This window comes from Breznakia sp. PFB1-19 (genome assembly GCF_029893935.1).
Taxonomy (GTDB): domain Bacteria; phylum Bacillota_I; class Bacilli_A; order Erysipelotrichales; family Erysipelotrichaceae; genus Breznakia; species Breznakia blatticola.
Window position 1 is genome coordinate 1 of the sequence record NZ_JARXXJ010000050.1, and the last position, 4,369, is coordinate 4,369.

The following is a 4,369-nucleotide window of genomic DNA, read 5'->3' on the forward strand; positions in this document are numbered from 1 at the left end:
AATTGAGAAACACAATCTATTGCATTTTTTAATTTCGATGAAAAATATCAGTATTAATCCAAACACCCAAAACTTCTTTAAAGGTCACATTGATGCGTGGTTATAAATGACCCATAGTTTTCTTAGAGCCATATCAAACCCAAGGTGCTTTTAAATACTCTTTAAAACTGTGTTGTGTGTGTTTAAGCGTTATCCAAATGGGTAGCGCTTTTTCTAAGTTATAAAAAACACCTTTAAAATACGTATATTTTATGTATTTTTATCATATATTTTGTAAATTCAAATTATGATATAAAGCAATCAAACAATGTGGAAATTTATATGGAGTAACGAGTTTCTCGCTTTACACCATAATATTGATAGTTTAGAATAAATATATAGAATACTTATTTATTAGTATTCATGTGTGTGTGCGTTAATAAGGAGTAACTTTATTGGTTTGATGTGTGAAGTCCATCAATTTTCGTGATAGTGTGTTAAAGAAAAGTACCAATAACTGTAAAGGGAAGTGTACCTTTACGACTATATAATCTTTATTAATGCAGTTCAATTGTGTAACACTTTGAACTGTTTTTTTCTATCCATTCAAAGTGTTAGTGTATGCGGGAGGATAAAAAATGAAAGGTAAGGAAGGCATAAGGAGGATTTGTATAGGTTTAATTATTAGTGTGTTATTGATTAGTGGAACATTTGTTATGACAAGCCGTCAAACAAAAGCGGCAGGTGCATTACAAAAACTTGGAAGTGTCGGTGTTGATGGCGTCGTCGAAACAGATGGAGTTGTAAAATTAGTGAAGGATAATGAAGATGTATCATTCACAAAATCGTTAACTCGCGATGAAAATGATCCAGAGGGTGTATATACGATTCAATTTGATTATCAAGCACTCAAGGATCTTGCTGTAAAAGCAGATCACATCAATATTGTATTTTTACTTGATTCAAGTGGAAGTATGAATTATCCAGATGGAAATAAATATAAAAGCGCTAAAGAAGGTGTCAAAAATTTAGTGAGTGCACTTTATACGCAATTTAAAGATTCGGGAATTCATATGAAACTTATTCCATTTGCATCAAATGCGATTCATACAAATGAATGGATGGCAACAAGCGCATTTCCAGATGCTGATTATTCTAGAAAAACTGTAGATACAGGAACCAATATTCAAGAAGCTCTTGAATATGCAGAGTTAGCATTTACTGAAAAAAATAATGAAGGTAGCAAATTCAAGGATCCGAAAAATGGAAATGTACAAAACTTCGTATTCTTATTAGGTGATGGCGAACCAACACTTTATACAAAACAAGAGACAATACGTAAAGATGTAAAATTAGATCCAACATGTGAGGATCAACCTGCAGTTATACAACGTGGATATTGGTCAAATAGCAATATTCGTTATACAAAAAAAGATACAGTTTCGGATTTAATAAGAAATGGTTGGCTACTAAAACCTGGTGGTGATAAGGATAAAAAATCAAACTATTATTACCCAGGAAAAAACTGCACAGATGAAACAAGTGATGGAACATGTACATGGAATAAAAATCGTAATAGTACATTAGTACGTATCATAAGTGCAGCTGTTATTTGTGAGACCAAAGAAGTAGAAGAGATAGAACGTCGCCTGTCTGGTGATGGAAGCAAAACGGATGATGATACAAGAAGTGCAACATATGCACAAGCTGCTTCATTACGTAAAGTTGCTAATGTATATTCATTAGGGTATTCCATTCCAAAGGACTCAAGTGCTGAAAAAGATATCAAAGCAATTGCGGGAATAGGAACTAATATTCTTGGTGAAGATGAAATTCTTGGACAATACTTCTCAGCAAGTGAATCGACAATTGATGCAATATGCAAAAACGTGTATAACGCAATTGTAACTGAATATAAACGAAATGCAGGAACGATTACAGATGCAGTACCTGAGCCATTTGTGCTTTATCAACCAGAAACATATTTTACAAGTGCTAGTGGAGCATCTTATGAAGTAAAAGATGGACTTACGTATGTGAAATATGTACTGAATGGTATCAGCAAAACCAAACAGAGTTTTAGCTATAAAGTTAAAATAAATGGGACAGTTGATGAAGGTTGGTATTCAGCAAATGATGTAAGTAATGAAAATGTAAAACTTACATATACAATCGGTGATCAAGATTACAAGATCGTGATGGATAAGGAACCACAAGTGTATTGGTACCAACAAGGAATGTATAAATTCGTCTATTACAAAGATTCTATCCTCGGTGATGTACTTGAAGAAAGAGAGTTACAAACTCTGTATCCAGTAGGAACCAAAGTACCATATTCAAGTGTTTCTGTAGAATCATCAGTTACAGCAAATGGCGAGATTTATGATTTCGTTGGATTTGGTGAACAGCTACAACCATCCGGTGAGTTAGTGATTCAAAAAGGAATGAATGTGATTCCAGCAATTTATAAAAAACGAATTACGCATGTAGATGTAAATATTCGATATATGGTACATGATGCAAGTGGAGTGGATACAGAAGTGCATAGTGAAGTGATGAATAATGTTCCAGTTGGTACATATATCGATGTGCAAAATGACTATGCATATACATATGTTAATGGATTTCCAAATAGAATGGATATGAGTCATGCACCATATACTGTGGTTGATGCAGGTACCAACTTTACAACTGCAGCAGATGGAAATAACAGTGCAACGATTATCTATCAATTACATGACAATGCAGACTCAAATGAATACACAGTACACTATTATGATGTAACTGAAGGTAGAGAGAGTCATCAACGTAAACATATTGCAAGTGATGAATCGGTACGTCTTGAATATGGAAGTACTGTAGATATAACACAAGAGATGTTACATAAATACGTAAATGAATTATATGAATTAGCAGATTTACCAAGTCAGACATCATCTAATTCGACAACGCAGTTAACAATTGAGAAAAATAAGACAAACGTAATAGAAATCTACTACAAACGTTATCAAGGGACATACCAAATCGTATATCACTTTGATGATAATGAAGAAAAAACAATTACAACAAGTCCATCATCAACAAGATTTGATGCAGGAACAATTATTACATTTGATCAAAATCAAAGTGGAGAAAATGTACATGTATTATCAGAATCACTGCTTGATAGTCAAATTAATGCATATATGGAATTAGGTGAAGTATATCGACGCAAAAATCCAGTAGTAGATGCATATGAAAAAGTAGTCACGAAAGCAAATGGTGCAAATCCACTACAATTCCACGTGTACTATGAATCCGTGAAAACATCATATACACTAGCTTACTATTTGGAAAATGTGGATGGAAGTCTTGAACCGCTAGGTGTCATTACAACAGCAAAGAACTATAATCCAGGTGCGACAATTACGATTTCAGATAGTGCTGCACGAGCTCTAATTACCGATGAGTTACAAAAAATCATCGATGAAGATGCAGTTGAAATTGATAAAGATACACTTGTATTGAGTGAAAATGATGCAGAAAATGTAAGCAATATAGTATACAAACGAGCAAGTGCAACATACAAAGTTATGTACTACAATGAAAGCGTAGCAGAAACAAACATTGTTGGATTTAAGGAATCGGATATAACATACAAGGTAGGAAGTGTAGTATCCAATGATGTCGTAGATGCAAATGCATATGTAGATGATGAACGTTATGCATTTGATCCAGAAAAAACAGAAGTACTTACAGATACAGTAACAATCACAAAGAATGCTGATAATGTATTTGCGGTTGTTTATCACAAAGTAGATGAACCAGTAAAAACAGGATATCTCGTAAACTTCTGGTTAGATAAAATCGGAGAATCAAATGAAGATGAACATTTCATTGGGTCATATACAAGTGAGGAAACTTTCATCGATGGTACAGAAATTGCTTCAAAAGATATTGATACAAAACGCTTCTTGAAGGAAGATGCATTGTATGAATTTGTAAGTATCGATAAAGAGACATTAACAATTACAGTTGGTGAAGATAACACATTTAATGTGATCTATACAAAAAAAGCACCAGTAGTTGATGGAGAGGATAAACCATCAAGAATATTAGAACCAAAAGTAGATACACCAACTAAAGAAGAACCAAAACCAACAACGACAATCTTAGGATTGCCTGCAATTGCAACAGGTGATGTAAACAATGCAATTACATATGGAACATTACTATTGCTAGCGTCGGCCTCTATTATTGGTATGTACCGTCTCAAGAAAAAGAATCGATAAGAATAAGTAAAAAAGGGGAGTAGTAGCCAATGTCATTAAGTTAAGGATTGCACTAAACGTATAACCAGTTGAATAAAAATGGTTATACGTTTTCTTTTTCAGATATTCATAACGTTGTT

1 protein-coding gene is annotated in these 4,369 nt (G+C 33.5%); it reads left to right on the forward strand.

Features of this window, described 5'->3' with window-relative positions:
• The first annotated feature begins 617 nt into the window (after nt 1-617).
• Nucleotides 618-4,250 (forward strand): vWA domain-containing protein, encoded by a 3,633-nt coding sequence (locus M2098_RS11495; protein WP_280684622.1) that lies wholly within the window; start codon nt 618-620, stop codon nt 4,248-4,250.
• Nucleotides 4,251-4,369 lie beyond the last annotated feature (119 nt).

What these genes read in the sequence shown, in the direction of transcription:
- M2098_RS11495 (WP_280684622.1), top strand. Translation starts at nt 618, where the DNA reads ATGAAAGGTAAGGAAGGCATAAGGAGGATTTGTATAGGTTTAATTATT.